General features: G+C 66.4%; 14 protein-coding genes and 1 tRNA gene. 6 read left to right on the top strand and 9 right to left on the bottom strand.

The annotated features are described in order from the left end of the window. Position 1: 1 nt before the first annotated feature. Genes DLM85_RS10915 through DLM85_RS10905 form a run of 3 tightly spaced genes read right to left on the bottom strand, consistent with a single transcriptional unit; the run spans position 2 to position 1903 of the window. Entirely contained in the window at positions 2 to 1009 is a 1008-nt protein-coding gene (locus DLM85_RS10915; RefSeq protein WP_133257013.1) for a dienelactone hydrolase family protein, read from the bottom strand. Between the two features lie 56 nt (positions 1010 to 1065). Beyond that, on the bottom strand, positions 1066 to 1602 hold the full coding sequence (locus DLM85_RS10910) for a GNAT family N-acetyltransferase (RefSeq protein ID WP_111478154.1): 537 nt from the start codon (positions 1600 to 1602) through the stop codon (positions 1066 to 1068). 34 nt (positions 1603 to 1636) lie between these two features. Beyond that, positions 1637 to 1903 (bottom strand): hypothetical protein, encoded by a 267-nt coding sequence (locus tag DLM85_RS10905; RefSeq protein WP_133257012.1) that lies wholly within the window; start codon positions 1901 to 1903, stop codon positions 1637 to 1639. 159 nt (positions 1904 to 2062) lie between these two features. On the opposite strand from DLM85_RS10905, the gene DLM85_RS10900 reads away from it, so the two are divergent. Next, positions 2063 to 2135: transfer RNA gene (locus DLM85_RS10900), tRNA-Gly, on the top strand. An 897-nt stretch (positions 2136 to 3032) separates the two neighbouring features. Then, positions 3033 to 4064 carry a LacI family DNA-binding transcriptional regulator gene (locus DLM85_RS10895; protein WP_165822110.1) on the top strand — a complete coding sequence of 344 codons (1032 nt, stop codon included), beginning with the start codon at positions 3033 to 3035 and terminating at the stop codon, positions 4062 to 4064. A gap of 405 nt (positions 4065 to 4469) precedes the next feature. Here DLM85_RS10895 and DLM85_RS10890 read toward each other — a convergent pair whose 3' ends face one another. From DLM85_RS10890 to DLM85_RS10875, 4 genes are all read right to left on the bottom strand, one after another. Then, positions 4470 to 4880, bottom strand: a complete 411-nt coding sequence (locus DLM85_RS10890; RefSeq protein ID WP_111478151.1) for a hypothetical protein — start codon at positions 4878 to 4880, stop codon at positions 4470 to 4472. 393 nt (positions 4881 to 5273) lie between these two features. Then, on the bottom strand, positions 5274 to 7313 hold the full coding sequence (gene uvrB / locus DLM85_RS10885; protein WP_111478150.1) for an excinuclease ABC subunit UvrB: 2040 nt from the start codon (positions 7311 to 7313) through the stop codon (positions 5274 to 5276). A 426-nt stretch (positions 7314 to 7739) separates the two neighbouring features. Continuing rightward, on the bottom strand, positions 7740 to 9368 hold the full coding sequence (locus DLM85_RS10880) for an outer membrane beta-barrel protein (protein WP_111478149.1): 1629 nt from the start codon (positions 9366 to 9368) through the stop codon (positions 7740 to 7742). Then, the gene (locus DLM85_RS10875; protein ID WP_111478148.1) at positions 9349 to 10026 is read right to left on the bottom strand and encodes an RNA polymerase sigma factor; all 678 of its coding nucleotides are present in this window, start codon (positions 10024 to 10026) and stop codon (positions 9349 to 9351) included. The genes DLM85_RS10880 and DLM85_RS10875 overlap by 20 nt, the downstream gene beginning before the upstream one ends. Positions 10027 to 10312: 286 nt before the next feature. Here DLM85_RS10875 and wrbA point away from each other — a divergent pair, with 286 nt between their 5' ends. Beyond that, positions 10313 to 10927 (top strand): NAD(P)H:quinone oxidoreductase, encoded by a 615-nt coding sequence (gene wrbA / locus DLM85_RS10870; protein ID WP_111478147.1) that lies wholly within the window; start codon positions 10313 to 10315, stop codon positions 10925 to 10927. 62 nt (positions 10928 to 10989) lie between these two features. On the opposite strand, the gene DLM85_RS10865 is transcribed toward wrbA, so the two are convergent. Then, complete coding sequence (locus DLM85_RS10865; protein WP_111478146.1) at positions 10990 to 11733, bottom strand: LytR/AlgR family response regulator transcription factor; 744 nt, start codon at positions 11731 to 11733, stop codon at positions 10990 to 10992. A gap of 125 nt (positions 11734 to 11858) precedes the next feature. Further along, complete coding sequence (locus DLM85_RS10860) at positions 11859 to 13004, bottom strand: sensor histidine kinase (protein WP_165822109.1); 1146 nt, start codon at positions 13002 to 13004, stop codon at positions 11859 to 11861. Positions 13005 to 13260: 256 nt separating this feature from the next. Here DLM85_RS10860 and DLM85_RS10855 point away from each other — a divergent pair, with 256 nt between their 5' ends. From DLM85_RS10855 to DLM85_RS10845, 3 genes are all read left to right on the top strand, one after another. Beyond that, positions 13261 to 14187 carry an ABC transporter ATP-binding protein gene (locus DLM85_RS10855; protein WP_111478564.1) on the top strand — a complete coding sequence of 309 codons (927 nt, stop codon included), beginning with the start codon at positions 13261 to 13263 and terminating at the stop codon, positions 14185 to 14187. Beyond that, positions 14187 to 15005, top strand: coding sequence for an ABC transporter permease (locus DLM85_RS10850; protein ID WP_111478144.1), 819 nt, complete (start codon positions 14187 to 14189; stop codon positions 15003 to 15005). The genes DLM85_RS10855 and DLM85_RS10850 overlap by 1 nt, the downstream gene beginning before the upstream one ends. A 355-nt stretch (positions 15006 to 15360) precedes the next feature. Further along, on the top strand, positions 15361 to 17967 hold the full coding sequence (locus DLM85_RS10845; RefSeq protein ID WP_111478143.1) for a TonB-dependent receptor domain-containing protein: 2607 nt from the start codon (positions 15361 to 15363) through the stop codon (positions 17965 to 17967). Positions 17968 to 18101: the final 134 nt, after the last annotated feature.

Below are 18101 nucleotides of genomic sequence, written 5' to 3'. Positions count from 1 at the left end.
CCTACTGGCCCAGCTGATTGCCCAGCCACTGCTTCAGGCTGGGCGCCAGATCGGCCGGTGGCAGCGGCCAGCGCCGCACCGAGTCCGGCTTTTCGGGCCGGCGCAGCAGCAAGGCCCCGTCGGCGGCCTCGTACACCTTCACCCCCGAGCCGCGCCGACGCACTGCATTGCGCAGCAGCTGACTGCTCTCTGACACGTTCAGCGTGGTATCGAGGGCGCCGTACAGGCCCAGCACCGCTGCTTTCTGCCGGCCCAGGGGGCGCAGCCACGCCCGGTCGGCCGTGCCGAAAGCGGCTCCCTGTACCAGTACGAAGCGCGGCGGGCCACCGGCTGGCTGCGCCACGGCCCGGAGCGCCGCCCGGCCGCCGGGCCCGGTGCCCCACACGCCCACCCGTACCGAATCGACGCCGGCTTCGTGCCTCAGGCGCTGCAAGGCAGCGCTGAGCTGCTGCCCGGCCACCGAATCGGGCCCGGCCGCGGGGTGGGCAACGACCACCACCAGGCCCTGACTAGCCAGCCAGTCGGCCCAGCCGTAAGCCGGGCCGGCAGCACCCGCGGCGGGCCAGTACACCAGCGCCGCGCGGTGGCGGCCGGTGTCGAGCGGGACGTAGCGGCGCACGGCTGGAGCACCAGCGGCCGCGGGCTGCCGCGTCACAGCGTAGGCGGGCAGGTCGGGCGCGCCGCGGCGCACGGCCACCAGCTCCGCACGCAGGGTATCGTGCAGCCACACGGCCCCGGTCAGAAAATTCGGCTCCTCGCGCAGCGCCAGCCGGCTACCGCCGGGCAGCCGGCCCGCCAGGGAAGGCGCCTGGTACGCCACGCTGTCGAACCAGCGGCCATACCCCGGCGCCGCCGGGGTGCGCAGCTGCAGCTGCACCACCTGGCTGGCCGAGTCCTGGTAGAGGTTGAGCACCACCGGCAACTCGGCACCCCGGTACGTGAGCGTGCCTTCGTAACGGCCCACGGGGGCGGCGCGCTGCTGCTCAGCCGCCGGCGAGCAGGCCGTCAACAGGCTGATTCCCAGGCCAGCCGTCCACACCCCGCTCCCGCCGAGCCGCCGCATTCTCACAGGCCTTTGCGTAGGATGAAGTCGTTCTGCACGTCGTGGCCCACGCGGTATTCGGCTTCACCGATCTGCCGGAACCCCTTGCGCTGGTAGAACTCCCGCGCCGAGGTGTTTTTCTCCCACACGCTCAGCACCAGGGTGCGGCAGCCACGCTGCCGCGCCTCGTCGATGCAACGGCGCAGCAACGTTGCTCCCAGCCCGGTACCCTGCCAGTCTTCCTGCACGTAGAGGCGCTGCAGCTCGGCGCGGGTGCGCACGTCGGCGCCGGGCTCCGCGCCCAGGGCCGAGCCGATGGTGAGCTTGGCGTAGCCCACCAGCTGCTGCTGCATCAGCGCCAGAAAAAAGACCGTATTGGGGTCCTGCAGCTCAGCCAGCTGCTGTTCCGGGCCGAAATGCTCGGCGAGGTACAGGGCCATATCCTCGGCCGTGTTCTGGGCGGCGTAGGTAGCCTGAAACGTCTGGCGGCCAAACTCAGCGAGTTGGGCGGCGGTGGCGGCGGTTCGTTTGGCCGAAACAATGCGGAGCGGTGACGACATAGCCCGGCAAAGAAACGAAACGCGCAGCCGTTCGTCACGACACGCGGCCGCCGCCGGGCTCGTCGGAGATGCGCCCGTCCTGCCGCATCCGCCAGCCGTAGCGGACGATGAGCACGCCCACGCCCAGCATCAGCACCGACAGCACCAAGTAGGTAGTCTGCACGGCGTTCCAGCCGCCCTGCTGCCATTCGGCCGCCGATACGCCAAACCTTAGTATCTGCGCCGCCACCAACAGCCCGCCCGCCACAATCAGCATTAGCCCGACGACGCGCCGGGTTGCCGGAGAAAGAGAAGTAGCCATAGCTAAACAAAACGCAATATCTGATCGGGCGTTGCCTTGCCTGCCGCCGCGGCGCCCACCTGAACCGCCGCCTCCCGCCCGCCCCAGCGCCCGACGAGATGCGTCCTCACATGTTGGATATTCGCTGCCACTGTGTATTTTTGCCCTACCAAATCATCAGCGGGAGTAGCTCAGTTGGTAGAGCATCAGCTTCCCAAGCTGAGGGTCGCGAGTTCGAGCCTCGTTTCCCGCTCACTTAGAATCAGCCACTTAGACATAGGTCTGAGTGGCTGATTTGTTTTTGATTGAAACCGTAGTTTACACAGCCTAAAGATTGAGTGAACTGCATCATTGGCACGCAGCCGCTTGCCGTCGGTAGAGGCCGGTAAACGTAATTCTCAGCCTACCAAGACCATTGCGGCATATATAGTCCTTTGCCGTGTGATTCATTGCCTTGCTCAAAAGCCCTCTTCTGCGAAATCAGGCGAGGGAGCACGCCTGCCAAGCGGCGCCACTATCTGAACCAACATCGTTCGGTCCGGACTCTGCGGCGCCACTACTGTCCTGAACACTCCGGTCTGCGCCAGGCAGCGGCACGTTTTTTCCGTCGGGCCAGGATTATTGCGCAACAGTCCGTTTCGCCCGAATGCCCAATGTCTCTTGGCTGATCTACGTCACCGGAAAGCCCGCTTTAGATGAAAGCAGACCGGGTTCGGCGGGGTTTTCTCTGCAGCTTGAAACCAGGCGTTCAACAAGGATATTCAGTACCTGAACACGGTTTGGAATACCGTTCAGTCTTCATAGTGCGGTACCGGCCCGCCCGTAAGCAGGCGCAACACGGGCGTCGGCACCGCCAGGCGGCGCAGGCACACCGACGCAGTTTACGCCGACCTCCTTCGCTGGTCCGAGCAGCGCGCTGGCGGGCGGCGTTCATGGGCTGACCACGCCCCGCCACTACCCCGAGCCGCTGGCTTGAACCCGAACACTGCCGATGCCGGGGCTGGCGGAGCTGCCTGACCGGACGTGGCAACAATGTCAGATCGTGCTTATGTTTACTGCCTGCGCACGGCCTGCGCCCTGTTTGCTGCTCCCCATCTTTTCCGCCCGTCCCACCCGTGCTTCCACAGCGTCAACGGGGTTTCTTATTCGCATGAAGGCACCCCACCGGACTTCCATCACCGACCTGGCCCGGGCCCTGAACCTCTCGCCTTCCACCGTGTCGCGGGCCCTGACGGGGCACCCGCAGGTGAGCGAGGCTACCAAACAGCGGGTGCGTGAGCTGGCCGAGCAGCTGCACTTTCAGCCCAACCAGCTGGCCGCCGCCCTGCGCCGCGGGCGCAGCAACACCATTGGGGTGCTGGTACCCTACATCACTGGGCATTTCTTCCCCGAAGTTGTCAACGGCATTGCCATCGAGGCCAGCCGCACGGGCCACAACGTGATGATCTGCCAGTCGAACGAGGACGTGCGGCAGGAGCAGCGCAACATCGAGCTGCTGATGAATGCCCAGGTTGAGGGCATCCTGGTGTCGCTGGCCAGTACCACTCAGGATTTCAGCCACTTCGACGCCGTGCGCCGCGCCGGCACGCCGCTGGTGTTCTTCGACCGCATCGTGGAGGACATGGCCGGGCCCTACACCAGCGCCGTGGTGCTCGACGACCACGCCGGCGCCTACGCAGCGGTGGCACACCTGGCCGGGCAGGGCTACCGCCGCATCGCGCACTTTTCGGGGCCACTGCACCTGAATATCCACCGCAACCGCCACCAGGGCTACCTCGACGCGCTGCGCGACCACGGCCTGTCCGCACCGGAGGAGCTGGTGTTCGTTGCCGACCTCAACCAGGAAACCGGCACCCTGGGCATGCGGCAGTTGCTGCAGCTGGCGGAGCCGCCCGACGCGGTGTTTTCTTCTAATGACCTGGCGGCCGTAGGCGCCATGCAGGTGCTCAAGGCCCACGGCCGGCGCATTCCAGCCGACGTGGCCGTGGTTGGTTTCAGCAACGAGGCCTTCACCGCCCTTACCGAGCCCACCATCAGCTCGGTGGACCAGCGCTGCCACCTGATGGGCCTTACCGCCGTGCAGCAACTGCTACGCCTGCTGGAAGCGCCCGGCAGCGCACCGCTGCCGCCGGTGGTGCTGACGCCCGAGTTGCTGGTGCGCGCCTCCTCCCAACGCCTGTAAGCGCGCGGAAGCAGGCCTGTCCGAGCTATTCCTCGGTAAGCTTGCCAGGACGGCAAAGCGTCAATTCGCGGCTAACACACGTTCGTTCAAGGCATTATATCGAAAAATATTTGGTATTGCGTCGCGGGGGCCGTATGCTTGCGGCTATATGCGGGTAGCCGACCCGCCGATTCTGTAGAATGATGAAACTGGCAGACATGCCCTCCTGTCTCGAGGGTGGAGGTTTGGGAAAAACCGGGGGGACTCTGGCTAACTACTCCGTGGAGGTTCGAGTCCTTCTTCTACAGCGCCGCGGCTGTATCGGCAGCCGTCCTCGGCCTCCTGCCGATACAGCCGCTAACCGCAAAGGGCCCCGCAGATGGTATCTGCGGGGCCCTTTGCTTTCGGGACAGCGGAGTTGCGGGGCTATTTGGCCTTGCGGAAGAGGTAGCGGGTCATGAAAATGCCTTGGCCCGTGGAGCCGCCGCTTTGCAGGGTCTGCGTCAGCGGGGTTACCTGCACCAGGTCCCAGCCCTCGGTCTGCACTTCCTGCAGGTAGCGGATGATGGCTTCCTCGTTGGCGCGCACGTTTTGCATGTTGATGCCGGTGAGGCTGAAGAGGTTTTCCATCGTTGCTTCCTTCGTGCCCTTGAACTCCGGCGTGAAGGTGATGCGGGAGCGACCCAGCCCGCCGGCCACGACGGATTCGATGGTGGTCATCTGCATAAATTGGTAGGTGCCGGCCTTAGATACTTGCGCCAGGCTGCGCTGGGGCAGCAGCGGCAGTAGCAGCAGCAGGAATACGGGCAGCAGGCGGAGGAAGCGGTGGTTGCGCATATGGCTTGGAATAAGAGCGGGTTGTGCGGCCAAAAGTAGCAGCCGCCCCAGCGCCCGGCAACGCATGATGATGTGGCGCTCGGCTGCTGAACAGGCGCCCCAGGTACCATGGCAGCCAGCGCCGTTGCGCTTCCTCATGTCCTCATGTCCTCCTGCCGGGCCGGTGGGTCGATTCGCACCCCATCGAAGCCCACCGGCTGGCGACGCGGGCAGCGCTGGGAGTTTGCGTGGCGCTATTGCGGCTGCCGGGCAAGCGCACCTTCGGCAGCAGCTTCCTCGCCGCCATTTGCCCGGTCGGGCTGGAGCGCGGCGGCCGCGTCAGGGTGGTGCAGAAGCGAGTAAGCCGGCCAGGTCTCCAGGACCTGACCGGCTTACTCGAAACAAGCGGGCAGCTTAGTCCCGCTTGGTTTTTAACAGGTTGCGCAGCGAGGCCAGCTCGTCGCGGAACTTGGCGGCCTGCAGGAAGTCCAGCTCTTTGGCGGCGGCTTCCATCTGCTTCTCGGTCTGCTTGATGAGCTTTTCCAGGTCGGCTTTGCTCATCATGGCCACCACCGGCTCGGCCGCAATGGCCAGGCCGCCGTCCTCGTCGGGACCGGCGTAGGCCTGGGGCTGCTCCGGCACGCGGTAATCGGAGAGGGAAGTCTGCTCCATAATGGCCTCGCGCGACTTGCGCACGGTGCGCGGCGTGATGCCGTGCTCCTCGTTGTAGGCCAGCTGGGTGGCGCGGCGGCGGTTCGTCTCGTCCATGGCGCGCTGCATCGAGCCGGTGATGCGGTCGGCGTACATGATGACCTTGCCCCGGTCGTTACGGGCGGCGCGGCCCATGGTCTGAATCAGGCTGCGCTGGTCGCGCAGGAAGCCTTCCTTATCGGCATCCAGAATAGCTACCAGCGACACTTCGGGCAAGTCGAGGCCTTCGCGCAGCAGGTTCACACCGATGAGCACGTCGATTTCGCCCAGGCGCAGCTGCCGCAGGATTTCCACCCGGTCCAGCGTCTTCACGTCCGAGTGCACGTAGCTGACCTTGATGTTGAGCCGCTCCATGTACTTGGTCAATTCCTCGGCCATGCGCTTGGTCAGCGTGGTCACCAGCACCCGGTCGCCCATCTTCACCCGGTTGTCCACCTCGTCGAGCAGGTCGTCAATCTGATTGACGCTCGGGCGGATTTCGATTTCGGGGTCCAGCAGGCCCGTCGGGCGGATGATCTGCTCCACCACCACGCCGCCGGCCCGCTCCAGCTCGTAATCGGCCGGCGTGGCCGACACGTACACGGCCTGCCGGAACATGCTCTCGAACTCGTTGAAGGTCAGCGGGCGGTTGTCCATAGCCGAGGGCAGGCGGAAGCCGTACTCCACCAGCGCGGTTTTGCGGCTTCGGTCGCCGCCCCACATGGCTCGGATCTGGGGCATGGTGGCGTGGCTTTCGTCCACCACCAGCAGGTAGTCGTCGGGGAAATAGTCGAGCAGGCAGAACGGGCGGGAACCGGGCGAGCGGCCGTCGAAGTAGCGCGAGTAGTTCTCGATGCCCGAGCAGTAGCCCAGCTCCCGGATCATCTCCAGATCAAACTCCGTGCGCTCCACGATGCGCTTGGCCTCGGCGTCGCGCCCTTCCTTTTCGAAGTAGGCGTGCTGCTGCACCATGTCGTACTGAATTTCCTTGATGGCCTGCTGCAGCGTGTCCTTGCCGGTCACGAACAGGTTGGCCGGGAACAGGGCCACGTCCTTTTCCTCGCTGAGCTTCTTGCCGCTCTCGGGGTCGATGCGGTGCAGCGCCTCGATTTCGTCGCCGAAAAAGTAGATGCGGTAGGCGTAGTCGAGGTAAGCGGGGTAGATGTCCACCGTGTCGCCCTTCACGCGGAAGGTGCCGCGGGTAAACTCCTGCTCGGTGCGCGAGTACAGAATCTGCACGAACTGGTAGAGCAGCGCGTTGCGCGAGAATTTCAGCCCCGGCTTCAGCAGAATCATGTTCTTGCCGAACTCCTCGGGGTTGCCGATGCCGTAGATGCACGACACCGACGCAATAACAATCACGTCGCGCCGCCCCGAGAGCAGGGCCGAGGTGGTGTGCAGCCGCAGCTTCTCGATTTCCTGGTTGATGGCCAGGTCCTTCTCGATGAACACGTCCGTGGAGGCAATGTAGGCCTCGGGCTGGTAGTAGTCGTAGTAGCTGATGTAGTACTCGACGGAGTTGTTCGGGAAGAACTGCTTGAACTCGCCGTAGAGCTGGGCGGCCAGCGTCTTGTTGTGGGCCAGAATCAGCGCCGGCTTGCCCGTCTGGGCAATGACGTTGGCCATGGTGAAGGTCTTGCCGGTGCCGGTGGCGCCCAGCAGCACCTGGGCCGGCTCGCCGTTTTCGATGCCCGCCACAAGCTGGGCAATGGCTTTGGGCTGGTCGCCGGTAGGCTTGAACTCAGAGGTCAGTTGATACTCCATGAACCGCAGGTTGCGCTGATGTTTCGCTGATGGACCGCAGATGGCGGTGATGAAGAACTGATGGCGCTGATAGAAAACAACTTCCGTCAGCGCGGCACCCGGCCGGCTCGATGCGGCCAGATTATTCTCCTCTAAACTACAGTTGAGCAGCAGAGGTTTCCACCGTTCTGACAAAACTCAGCGGCATTTTCGGAGGCCGGCCAAGGTAGCCAAAACCCGCCTCGCAAGCACGAATTAGCCCCAGCAACAGCCAGAACGAATCAGCGTCATCAGCAAATCAGTCCCATCAGCAGTCCAGAACGAATCAGCGCAATCAGCGACCAATCACCGCCATCAGTGGTCAAATAAAAACCCCACGACCGGAAACCAGCCGCGGGGTTCGACCCAGGTGAGTGAATGGGTTATACTTCGTTTGACCGACTTTTATCAGCGCGCGGGCTCGGCTTTGCCGCCGCCAAACTCCACGCTGGCCGACAGCCCGAGGGCGTAGGGCCGGGTGCGCTGGCTCCAGGTTTCGGAGGGGTTGGCGTTGAGCGTGGTCAGGCCGGCTTCGGCTTCGGGGCCCACGTTGAGCTGCCAGTTGCCGCTGGCGGGCGAAAACCGTACCCCGGCGCTGCCGCGGGTGGTAGCCAGCATGCGGCGGTACGAGGAGTCGTCGGTGGTGGCCTGCGTGCCGACGGCGGTGCGGTTGCGCAGAATCACGTTGACGGCGGCGCCCACGGCGGCGTACACGCCCCAGCCCTGCTTGCGGCTTTCGTAGCGCACCTGCACGGGCACGCCCACGGTGGTGAGGTGGTAGCGGCCGGTCTGGAATTTCTCGTCGGCGTTGTTATTCAGCAGGGTTTGGGGCACCTCCCGGCCCGTGCGGCCCGATATAACGGCCACTTCGGCGCCGGTCAGCAGCGTCCAGTGCTTTTTGCTGAGCGGCACGGCTACCCCAAACATACCGCGCTGGGCCAGCCCGGTCTGCAACCGGGTGGGCTCTTCGGGGAGCGGGGCGCGCTGGGCCACCGTCGGCGTGGGCATGGCGCTGAAGGCAATGCCGCTGCCCACCACGCTGCTCACGTTCGGGGCGAAGCGCTGGGCCCCGAAGCTCCCCCGCCAGCGCCAATGGCTGCTGGCCGACGCTTTTTGATTGTCCTGCTCCTCAGCAGCGGGGGCCTGAGCCGCCAGCAGCACCGGCGTGCTCAGCAGGGCGGGCTTCAGCGAGTCGGGCACGTTGCTGCCCAGCCCGGCGCGGCGCAGCCGGCTGGCAATGAACGGCATGGCCTCTGCCTCGCTTTCGGCCGCGGCCAACGCGGCAGCAACGCCCGTGCTCCGAACACCCGTGGGCGCGGTGCTGGCCAGCAGGGTGGCGCCAGCATTGCCGCGCGGCGCCAGGGCCGGGCTGGCCGGCAGCAGCGAGCCACTGCGCCCGGCGGGCGAAGCGGCCCCGCCGCCGAAGGTCTGTCGAATAGCGGCTACGGCGCGGTTGATCAGGCTGGGTTGGTCGGCCCGGCCGGCGGCCACCCGGCGCCGGGCGCCAAATGACTCCCGCAGGTTATCCACCGGAGTCGTGGTCGGGGCGGCAGTGGTGCCGGCCAGCAGCCCGGTTTCGGGTTGCGAGACGGCGCCGGCAGCCGAGGCATCCTCATTCGAGAAGCCCGGACGAGCGGTGCTGGCCGCCGGGCTGGCGGCGCGGGCAGTAGCGGTGCTCCGAGCAGTGCCAGCTGCCGAGGGCTGCGCGGCCTGCGCCAGACGGGCGGCGCGGCGGGTGGCCGCGCTGCTGTCGACCACGGCTACTTCGGTGCCGGGCGCGGGCACCAGGGTACGCTGCGTGAGCCAGCCCCCGATGCCCAACGTGGCCACGGCCACAGCCGCGGCGGCGGCGCGGCGGTAGCCCACCAGCCGGCGCCGGTAGCCCTGGTTTTCGCGCAGCAGCAGCTCGTGGTCGAGCCGGTCCCACACGTCGGCGCGGGGCGTCAGCTCGGCCTCGGCCATCTTCTGGCGGAACAGCTCCTCCAGATTGCCGGTGGGTGGCCGGTGGTCGTTATGGTTATTGGAAACGGGTGTCATTGTAATGCTGGTCGAGTCTTTCAAGCTTGGCTTTCAGAATTGCGCGGGCGCGGGAGTACTGCGACTTGCTGGTACCCTCCGAAATGCCGAGCATCTCGCCAATTTCTTTGTGGCCGTAGCCTTCGATGGCAAACAGGTTGAACACCATGCGGTAGCGCGGGGCCAGGTCCTGAACCATCTTGAGTAATTCGGTGAAGTTGTAGTTCGAGAGGATCAGCTCCTCGTCGGCCACGGCTTCGGGGTATTCATTTTCCGTCACGGCCAGCATGGGCGCGTTGCGGCGGTGCTGGCGCAGGGCGGCGTTGATCATGATGCGCCGAATCCAGAACTCCAGCGGACACTCGCGCCGAAACAGGCGCAGGTTGCTGAACACCGTCACGAAGCCTTCCTGCAGCACGTCCTCGGCCTCGAAAGTCGTTTGGGAGTAGCGCGAGCACACGGCCAGCATGCGGCCGGCGTAGCGCACGTACAGCTCTTTCTGGGCCACGCGGCTGCCGTCGAGGCAGGCGTCGATCAGCTCGGCTTCGCTCCAGCGGCTGGCCGGCGTGAGCGGGCGCGTCGCGGCGGGCGGGGCCACCTCCGCGCTTTCGGCCGGCGCCGACATTCCCCCGACCAAACGACCGAGGCTGCCGCCAAAGGCAGCGGCCAGCGCGCTCATATCCGGGCCCGGCGGGTGCGGCCGGGGGCGCCATTGCCCGGCGCGGCGGCGCGGCGGGAGCTGTTGGTAACAGGTAGCGGATGTCTCATGGGCTAAAGGGCCACGAACGAACAAAACGAAGCCGGCCATTCGGCGGCGGTATGAGGATGAGTAGCAGCGGGGCCACTTGGTTGCAAGCTCGGATATTTTTTTGTGCCGAAGCCGGCTCAACCTTACCGCGGCATTTGGGGTACCTACCCGGGTCGAGCCACGCAGGCCGATGCTGTTTTACTCCTGTTCTGCGCCCATGAAAACCCTGATTCTGTTTTACTCCACCTATGGCCACGTCTGGAAAATGGCCGAAGCCGTAGCCGAAGGCGCCCGCGAAGTCGGCGGCAACGAGGTCAGCGTCAAGCGCGTACCCGAAACCCTGCCCAAGGAGCTGCTCGACCAGACCGGGGCCACCGAAGCGCAGAAGGCCTTTGCCCACGTCCCGGTGGCCACAGTGGAAGAGCTGGCCGACTACGACGCCATCATCCTGGGCGTGCCCACGCGCTACGGCAGCCTGTGCGGACAAATCCAGACCTTTCTGGACGGCACCGGGCCGCTGTGGGCCAAGGGCGCGCTGGTGGGTAAAGTCGGGGGGGCCTTCGTGAGCACGGCCACCCAGCACGGCGGGCAGGAAACGACCATCCGCACGGCCCACACGGCGCTGCTGCACCACGGCATGGTCATCGTGGGACTGCCCTACGCCTGGCAGGGCCAGATGCGCATCGACGAAATAACGGGTGGCTCGCCCTACGGCGCCAGCACCATTGCCGGCGGCAAGGGCGAGCGGCAGCCCAGCGAGAACGAGCTGGCCGGGGCCCGCTACCAAGGCAAGCACACGGCCGAAATTGCCAGCAAGCTGGCAGCCAAGTAGCAGGCCCGTTTTCCGAAAAAGCCCTGCTGAACGCGCGTCCGGCAGGGCTTTTTGTTGCCTTTCTACAGCTGGTTGTGCGTCCGGATCAGGCCCATGAAGGCGTCGCGGTAACTGTCGCCGACGGGGAGCAGGCGGCCGGCAAGCTGCACCTTGCCGCGCTCCACGTGCTCGATGCGGTTCAGCGCCACCAGGAAGGACTTGTGAATGCGGGCGAAGCGCTGCGGCGGCAGCACCTCCTCGACGCGGCGAAACGACTGCAGAGTGAGGATTTTGCCGCTTTCGGCGGTGTAAATCATCAGGTACTCCTTCATGCCTTCGATGTAAAGGATGTCGTCGAAGGCTACGCGCTGCAGCCGGTGCTCGTTTTTGACGAACATGGCGTCGGCCGCTACGGGCGCAGGGGCCGCGGCGGCCGGTAACGGAGCCGGCAGAGCCGGGGCGCGCAGCTTGCCGACGGCCTGCAGAAACCGCTCAAAGGCAATGGGCTTGAGCAGGTAGTCGGTGGCCGAAAGCTCGTAGCTCTGCACCGCGTATTGGGCGTAAGCCGTGGTGAAAACCACGCGCGGGGCCGGCTGCGGCAGCAGCTGCACGAACTGCAGCCCGGTGATGCGCGGCATGTGGATGTCGAGAAAAATGACGTCGACGGGGTGGTCCTGCACGAAGGCCAGGGCCTGCAGCGCGTCGTGAAACTGCCCGCACAGCTCCAGAAATGGCACCTGCGCGCAGTAGCCGGCCAGCACATCGAGGGCCAGCGGCTCGTCGTCGATGAGTACGCAGCGGAGCCGGCGGCCGGGAAGAACTTCCATGCGGGAAAGTAGTCAGATCAATCCTGGATTACTATCAGTGAAGCTGCTACGCTGAGCTTCGGCAAGCCGGCGCCGGAAGAGCGGACGGTTCCTGCTCCTTCTGCGGGTTGCCCCAGTCCGGCGTCTCAACCTAGCGCGGGACCGGGCAGCAGCGTGAGGGAGGCGCGGTAATGGCCGGGCGGCGTTTCGAGCAGCAGCTCGTGCCGGCCGGGGTAGAGCAGCTGCAGGCGGCGGCGCAGGTTCACCAGGCCCACGCCCCCGGAAGCCTCCAGCGCCGCTCCGCCGGGCTCGGGCGCCACGGCGTTGTCGACAATCAGCTGCAGGGCGCCGGCGGCCGTCAGCCCGAGCCGGATCTGCACGGCAGGGCGGGCGGTCAGGTCGCCGTGCTTGAAGGCGTTTTCGACCAGGGGCAGCAGCAGCATGGGTGCCACCGGCCACTCGGCCGCGGCGGGCAGGCCGGCGTCGTCGAACACGATGGCGGCCGCGCCGGTGGCGGGCAGGCGCAGCTGCTGCAGGGCCAGAAAGCTGCGCAGGTGCTGCAGCTCCTGGCTGAGCGGCACGGTGTCGGCCCCCGACTCGTAGAGCATGTAGCGCATGATTTCGGCCAGGCGCAGCACGGCTTCGGGGGCGCGGTCGGATTTCTGGCTGGCCAGGGCGTAGATATTGTTGAGCGTGTTGAAGAGGAAATGCGGGTTGACCTGCATTTTCAGCAACGACAGCTCGGTGAGCAGCTGCCGGCGCTCCAGCTCGCGGCGGTTGCGCCGTTCCTGCAGGTAGTCGCCGGTGACTTTCAGGGCCGAGCTGAGGAAAATCAGCATCAGGCCCGTCAGCGCGTAGGGAATGGCCTGCCGCTCCAGTTCGGGCGGCGGCATATCCGCGGGCGTGTTGTAAACCCAACGCGAGGCTCCTACCCGCAGCCCCACGAATACCGTCAGCAGCAAGAGCACGCCCAGCGCGTACCCGGCTACCCGGCCGCGGGCCAGCAGCCGCGGAATCAGCTCGCGCCAGTTCAGGTAGAAGAGGGCGGCGTATAGCGCATCGGTGCTGAAGCTGCGCAGGAGCACGTTCTGCCACAGCGCCCAGGATTGAACTTCGGCCTGGTCGAGGGTGCTGAGCATCTGCCGGATTTGCAGCCCGTCGGTGAGCAGCAGCACGCCCCAGAGCACCGCGTGGGCCCACAGCGGCACCCGGCGCGAGGTAACGGGCTCGGCCGCCGGCCAGGGGGCGGAGCCAAATAGGGGCGAAACGGCGCGGGCGAGCAAGGTGGGCATGGGTTCAGGATGAAAGCCCCGGCAAGCTAGGGCGGTGAACGAGCCGCGGCCGCTTTTTTTCAACGAACCCGCCCGGACCGGCCCCCAACCGCCCGCCGGCCGCCGCCAATCGTCGGGCAGCCCGTTGGAGAACTGAAACGCGGCAATTCGCCACGGCAAAAGCGGCGTTCGGCCCAGGTACATAGGGTTTGGTGGATTTGCCGGCACGGAGTCGGAAGGAGCCGATACGTTTGCCAGCACTGACGCCTTCTGACCTATGAAAACCAACTCCTTACTCGTCGAAACGCGGGCCCTCTCGTTCGGCTTCGGGCCGCGGCCGGTGCTGCAGCAGCTGGATCTGCAGGTGCCCGCGGGCAGCATCTTCGGCTTTCTGGGCCCGAACGGGGCCGGCAAGAGCACCACCCTGCGCCTGCTGCTGGGCCTGCTGCCCGCCCCGGCCGGCACGGTGCACCTCTTCGGCCACGACCTGGCCCGGCACCGCCGCGCCGTGCTCGGGCAGGTGGGCGCGCTCATCGAAATGCCCTCGCTCTACGACCACCTCAGCGGCCGCGAAAACCTGGAAGCAACGCGCCGCCTGCGCGGGCTGCCGGCCGGGCGCACCGCCGACGTGCTGGCCACCGTGGGCCTGAGCGCCGACGCCCACCGCCCCGCCCGCGAGTATTCTTTGGGCATGCGCCAGCGCCTCGGCCTGGCCCTGGCCCTGCTGCCCGACCCGCAGCTGCTCATCCTCGACGAGCCCACCAACGGCCTCGATCCGACGGGCATCATCGAGATGCGCGCGCTGCTGCAGACGCTGCAGCGGCAGCACGGCAAAACCATTCTGCTCTCCAGCCACCTCATCAGCGAGATTGAGCGCGTGGCCACCCACGTGGGCGTGCTGCAGCAGGGCCGGCTGGCTTTCCAGGGCAGCGTGGCCGAGCTGCAGCGCCGGCAGCAGGGCCACGCTCAGGTGGTCATCGATACCGAAGACGCGGCCCGCTGCCAACTGCTGCTGCCGGTGGACCTGGGCGGCGCCGCCGTGCTGGGCCCGGGGCGGCTGGGGCTGCCTTACCACTCGCCCGAGCAGATGGCCTACCTGGCCCAGCAGCTGGTGCTGGCCGGGCAGCCCGTCTACGCCCTGCACTGCCAGCAGCCCAGCCTGGAGCAAGCCTTCCTGCACCTGACCGAACCCGCCCTAGCCTAATGGAAACCACCCTCACTTTCGCCCAGCCGGGCCCGCTCACGCAGCTACGCCGCTGCCTCGCGGCCGACGTGCTCAAGCTCAAGCACACCCCGGCCCTGTGGCTGACCCTGGGCAGCGGCGCGCTGCCGGTGCTGCTCTTCGGCCTGATTTTCTTTTTCAAGGGCCAGTTTCTGCTCAAGCCCGGCGAAAACCCCTGGCCGGCCTACATCCTGCAGAGCTGGCAGACGGCCACCGGCCTGCTGCTGCCGCTGTTCGTGGTGCTGCTCAGCAGCCTGGTGCTCCACACCGAAAACAAAGCCATGGCCTGGAAACACCTCTACGCCCAGCCGCTGAGCCGCGCCGCGGTATTTGGCAGCAAGCTGCTGGTGCTGCTGGGCCTGAATCTGCTGGCCCAGGTGGCGTACGCGGTGCTGCTCGTGGCCTCGGGCTGGCTGCTGGGCCTGCTGCGCCCCGCGCTGCACTTCGCCGACTTCGCCGCCCCGCTGGGGGCCGTTGTGCCCCTGCTCTGGCACACCTTCGTGGCCACGCTCGGCATTCTGGCCCTGCAGTACGTGGCGGCCTTGTGGTGGCGCAGCTTCGCGGCGCCGGTGGCCGTGGGCATGGCCTGCACCATTGCGGCCCTCACCCTGATGCGCTGGGACTACATCGACTGGGTGCCCTACGCCGCGCCGCTGCTCAGCCTGAAGGCCGTGGGCAAGGGCCTGGCCGTGGGCTGGGCGCTGTCGACTTCGGGGCTGCTGGCCCTGGGCTGGGCCGCCGCGACGCTGCTGCTGGGCTACGTGCTGCTGGGCTTCCGCCACGAAGGCGCGGCCCGCTGACCGCCGCCGAACATAGTTCAGCCACAATTTTGTCTGGCGGAAATGCAACCCCGCCCCGAGTCGCCCCGACCCTTGTCCCATATGCTACCCAAAGGCCCACCCGTGCTACCGCTTATCACATAATTGAGTGATTGTCTGACGACCAATTCCGCCGGTCCTTTGCCCTGAAATAGACCTGCTTACCAGCGGCCACCCCTTGCCGCTTGCGCGCCGCGGGCGCCCGCTGCCCGCCGCCTGATTTTTTCCGCTTGCAGTCCACGGCGCTGCCTCGCCGGAGCCCTCTCCGGCGCCCCGCGAAGCGGCTACTCCCGCAGCCTTGCTGTATCAGCGTCCTCCCTCCGCCCTCCCTTTACCCATGAAGAACTCCTTACTCCTGCTGCTCGCTTCCGCGGGCTTGCTTGCCACCAAAGCGGCCGCTCAGGCCCCGGCCACCCGCCCTGCCGGCGCCCCGGCCAGCGGCGCGCCCACCGGTGCGCCGGGCGGCGCCAGCCCCAAAGCCGCCATTCTGCCCGCCGCCCCGCGCGGCAACGGCCGCATCTCGGGCACCGTGCTCGACGCCGCCACCAAACAGCCCGTGGAGTTTGCCACCGTGGCCCTGCTGCCCGCCACCGGCGAGCAGCCGCTGGACGGCGCCGTGGCCGACGACAAGGGCCGCTTCGTGCTGAAGGGCCTCGCCCCCGGCTCCTACCGCCTTTCCGTCAGCTTTATCGGCTACGGCGCCTCGGTGCAGCCCGTCACGCTGGCCGAGGGCAGCATGAGCGCCGACCTGGGCACCATCGCGCTGCAGAGCCAGGCCAAGCAGCTGGGCGAGGTGCAGGTGACCGGCGAGCGGCCGGTGGTGGAAAGCAAGCCCGACCGCCTGGTGTACAACGCCGCCCAGGACGCGACCAACAAGGGCGGCACCGCCGCCGACGTGCTGCGCAAGGCCCCGATGGTGAGCGTGGACCCCGACGGCAACCTGCAGCTGCGCGGCTCGGGCAACGTGCGCGTGCTCATCAACGGCAAGCCCTCGGCCGTGGTGGCCGGCGACATTGCCGAGGCCCTGAAGCAGCTGCCGGCCGACCAGATCAAGAACGTGGAGGTGATTACCTCGCCCTCGGCCAAGTACGACGCGGAGGGTTCGGCGGGCATCATCAACATCGTGCTGAAGGAAAACAACCTGCAGGGCGTGAACGGCAACGTGGGCCTGGCCGCGGGCACCCGCAACTCCAACGGCAACGTGGCCCTGAACGCCCGCAAGGGCAAGTTCGGGCTGTCGTCGGCCCTCAACGGCTGGGTGTTCTACTCGCCCGGGGAGCAGCGCGTCGACCGTACCGACCGCAACGTGCTCAGTGCCGACGGCCTCACCACCACGGGCCGGCTGATGCAGCGCAACGAGGGCCGCACCCTCGGCGGCGGCGGCAACGGCCGCATCGGGCTGGAGTTCGAGCCCTCGCCGCTGCACACCTTCAGCCTCTCGGTGAACGGCAACATGTTCCGCAACCGCAACCGGGCCGACATCTACAACACCTACACCCTGGACCAGGGGCAGGTAAACACCAACAACCCGCTGTTCGGCAACTACACCCGCGACTTTGAGCAGCAGTTCCGCACCCAGAGCTACGACCTGACCGGCACCTACACCCGCAACTTCGGGCAGAACAGCCGCAAGGAGTGGACGGTGCTGGCCCAGCACAACCGCAACCGCAACAACCGCGAGTACGAGGTGGATCAGTTCGGCCTGAACGACCCCGGGCAGCAGAACGTGGTGTTCCGCGAGTTCAGCCCCAACCTTTCGCGCAACCTGGAAACCACCCTGCAGACCGACTACGTGCACCCGCTCTCGGACAAGCAGACGGTGGAAGTGGGCGTGAAGCTGATTGACCGGCAGGTGGAAAGCGAGTACAGCGTGCAGCGCGACTCCACCGGCCGCCAGGGCCTGCGCCTGATTCCGCAGCTGACCAACAACTACGACTACACCCAGCGCGTGCTGGCCGGCTACGGCACCTACGCCACCAGCCTGGGCAAGAAGTACAACGTGCGCCTCGGCGCCCGCGTGGAGCGCACCGATCTGGAGGGCAACTTCGAAACCCAGGACCAGCCCTTCCGGCTGGACTTCACCAACGTGCTGCCCAACGTGGCCCTGACGCGCAACCTCAAGCAGCCCGGCTCCTCGCTGCGCCTGAGCTACTCGCGCCGCATTCAGCGCCCGAGCATTTTCTACCTGAACCCCTACCGCAACGAAACGGACCCGCGCAACATCTCGCAGGGCAACCCGGAGCTGGACGCCGAATTCACCGACAACTACGAGCTGAACTGGAACACCTTCGTGAAGACCTCGGTGATTAACGTGTCGCTGTACTCGCGCCAGACCAACAACGCCATCGAGCGGGTGTACCGCACCGACGAGCAGGGCCGGGTGGTGTCGACCTTCGGCAACGTGGCCCGCAACCAGACCTACGGCCTGAACCTGTTCGGCTCGGTGAAGCCCCTGCCCAAGTGGGACGTGAGCGGCAACCTGAGCGTGTTCTACGTGGACCTGTACAGCAAGACGCTGGAGCAGATGGGCCAGAAGGGCCGCAACTCGGGCGTGGTGTACTCGGCCAACCTGAACTCGGGCTACAAGTTCGACAAGGGCTGGAGCCTGCAGTTCTTCGGCATGCTGAACTCGCCGCGCATTCAGCTGCAGGGCCGCAACTCGCCCTGGCAGATGTACTCCCTTGGCCTGCGCAAAGACCTGCTCAAGGGCAAAGCCGACCTGACTCTGAACGCCGACAACCCCTTCTCGCGCAACATCCGTCTCTACAACGACTTCGACAACGGCCGCTCCGACTCGCGCAACACCACGCTGGTGTTCAACCGCGGCGTGCGCGTGGCCTTCAACTACCGCTTCGGCAAGCTGGAAAACAAGCCGCGCCGTCCCAGCCGCAGCATCCGCAACGACGACCAGAAGGGCGGCGACGGTGGCGGCCAGGGCAACTAACCCAATCCGGGCGGCGGGGCATCTTGGTGAGTGAGTATTTTTTCGCCGCTCGTTTTTGCAGGCAGCAGGCGTTTCCTTCGGGAGGCGCCTGCTGTTTTTGTTACGGCCCCCGGCCGATAAATGTCCGCCGGCCC

It is taken from the genome of Hymenobacter edaphi (genome assembly GCF_003258365.1).
GTDB classification, from domain to species: domain Bacteria; phylum Bacteroidota; class Bacteroidia; order Cytophagales; family Hymenobacteraceae; genus Solirubrum; species Solirubrum edaphi.
Note: the sequence above shows the minus strand (reverse complement) of the source record. Positions and strands in the feature narration are given on the sequence as shown.

Bases quoted from the DNA above. Each gene is read 5' to 3' on its own strand.
- DLM85_RS10845 (WP_111478143.1), top strand. From the start codon at position 15,361: ATGAAGAACTCCTTACTCCTGCTGCTCGCTTCCGCGGGCTTGCTTGCC.
- DLM85_RS10875 (WP_111478148.1), bottom strand. From the start codon at position 10,026: ATGAGCGCGCTGGCCGCTGCCTTTGGCGGCAGCCTCGGTCGTTTGGTC.
- wrbA (WP_111478147.1), top strand. From the start codon at position 10,313: ATGAAAACCCTGATTCTGTTTTACTCCACCTATGGCCACGTCTGGAAA.
- DLM85_RS10890 (WP_111478151.1), bottom strand. From the start codon at position 4,880: ATGCGCAACCACCGCTTCCTCCGCCTGCTGCCCGTATTCCTGCTGCTG.
- DLM85_RS10910 (WP_111478154.1), bottom strand. From the start codon at position 1,602: ATGTCGTCACCGCTCCGCATTGTTTCGGCCAAACGAACCGCCGCCACC.
- DLM85_RS10895 (WP_165822110.1), top strand. From the start codon at position 3,033: ATGAAGGCACCCCACCGGACTTCCATCACCGACCTGGCCCGGGCCCTG.
- DLM85_RS10855 (WP_111478564.1), top strand. From the start codon at position 13,261: ATGAAAACCAACTCCTTACTCGTCGAAACGCGGGCCCTCTCGTTCGGC.
- DLM85_RS10850 (WP_111478144.1), top strand. From the start codon at position 14,187: ATGGAAACCACCCTCACTTTCGCCCAGCCGGGCCCGCTCACGCAGCTA.
- DLM85_RS10860 (WP_165822109.1), bottom strand. From the start codon at position 13,004: ATGCCCACCTTGCTCGCCCGCGCCGTTTCGCCCCTATTTGGCTCCGCC.
- uvrB (WP_111478150.1), bottom strand. From the start codon at position 7,313: ATGGAGTATCAACTGACCTCTGAGTTCAAGCCTACCGGCGACCAGCCC.
- DLM85_RS10905 (WP_133257012.1), bottom strand. From the start codon at position 1,903: ATGGCTACTTCTCTTTCTCCGGCAACCCGGCGCGTCGTCGGGCTAATG.
- DLM85_RS10865 (WP_111478146.1), bottom strand. From the start codon at position 11,733: ATGGAAGTTCTTCCCGGCCGCCGGCTCCGCTGCGTACTCATCGACGAC.
- DLM85_RS10880 (WP_111478149.1), bottom strand. From the start codon at position 9,368: ATGACACCCGTTTCCAATAACCATAACGACCACCGGCCACCCACCGGC.